The sequence below is a fragment of the Sunxiuqinia sp. A32 genome (assembly GCF_052690465.1).
This window is the reverse complement of record NZ_JBQYLI010000041.1, coordinates 1-1,155: the sequence shown is the minus strand read 5'-3', so window position 1 is coordinate 1,155 and position 1,155 is coordinate 1. Positions and strand designations below refer to the sequence as shown.

2 protein-coding genes are annotated in these 1,155 nt (G+C 42.3%); both read left to right on the top strand.

Translation table 11 applies throughout. The features are described from left to right. The first annotated feature begins 85 nt into the window (after positions 1-85). Positions 86-436, top strand: coding sequence for a transposase (locus tag ACUNWD_RS20740; protein ID WP_445589783.1), 351 nt, complete (start codon positions 86-88; stop codon positions 434-436). Positions 437-447: 11 nt separating this feature from the next. Continuing rightward, positions 448-1,155, top strand: a 708-nt coding sequence (locus ACUNWD_RS20735; RefSeq protein WP_445589782.1) for a DDE-type integrase/transposase/recombinase, incomplete at its 3' end; no start/stop codon positions are given.

Genomic DNA, 1,155 nt, shown 5'->3' with positions numbered 1-1,155 from the left:
TGTAAGTCTTCAGCCTAATTTGGACAGATGGGTATAAAAATTAAGAGATGGTTTTCTTAATTTAATAACCATAAAAGTTCAAAGGATGAATGACAAAAAACAAAGTGCCGAATCGAAGATAAAAGAGATCCGTCGGCATACACGCAAGAAGTATTCAGCAGAAGAAAAAATCAGGATTGTAATAGAAGGATTAAGAGGTGAAAGCAGTATAGCCGAGCTTTGTCGCCGGGAAGGAATCAATGCTAATCTTTACTACAGTTGGAGCAAGGATTTTCTTGAAGCGGGTAAAAAGCGATTAAGTGGTGATATTGTAAGAGAGGCGAATACAACAGAAGTTCAGCACCTAAAAAGCGAGAATACGGACTTAAAACAGCTTGTTGCTGAGTTAAGTTTGGAGAACAGGATGCTTAAAAAAAATCAGAGTGGTATCGGATAAACTACAAGTACATGAGACGAAGTGCCAGTGAAAAGATGGAAGTCATCCGGATTGTTCAGGATTCGGAACTTGGCGTAAAACGTACTCTTGAAGAGCTCGGGATATCACGTAGCACGTTTTATGAGTGGTATAGTCGATATCTTACTGACGGCTTTGATGGGCTCAAACCAAGAGTTCAGAAACGCAGCTCGTTCTGGAATAAAATCCCGGCAAAAGAAAGGCAAACAGTTGTAGAAACAGCTTTGGAGATGACCGAACTTTCACCCCGTGAACTTGCGTTTCATATTACAGATCGGCAAGGCTGGTTTATCAGCGAATCCAGTGTTTACAGGATATTGAAGGAACGCAACCTGATCACCAGCCCGGCATGGATTGTAATGAGTGCAGCCGACGAGTTAAAAAAAAAAAACACACGGGTTCACCAGCAATGGCAAACCGATTTTACTTACTTCAAGATCATCGGTTGGGGCTGGTACTACCTTGCCACGGTTTTGGACGATTATTCACGTTACATTATAGCCTGGGAGCTGAGTACAAACATGGAGTCTGCAGATGCAATGAGAATCGTAAACAAAGCACTTGATAATGCCGGGATATCAGAAACGAACCGCCCCCGGTTGTTATCGGATAACGGATCATGTTACATCTCGAACGAGTTTCAGAAGTTTATCGACGACAACGATATGAAACATGTTCGTGGAGCGCCGTATCATCCGCAA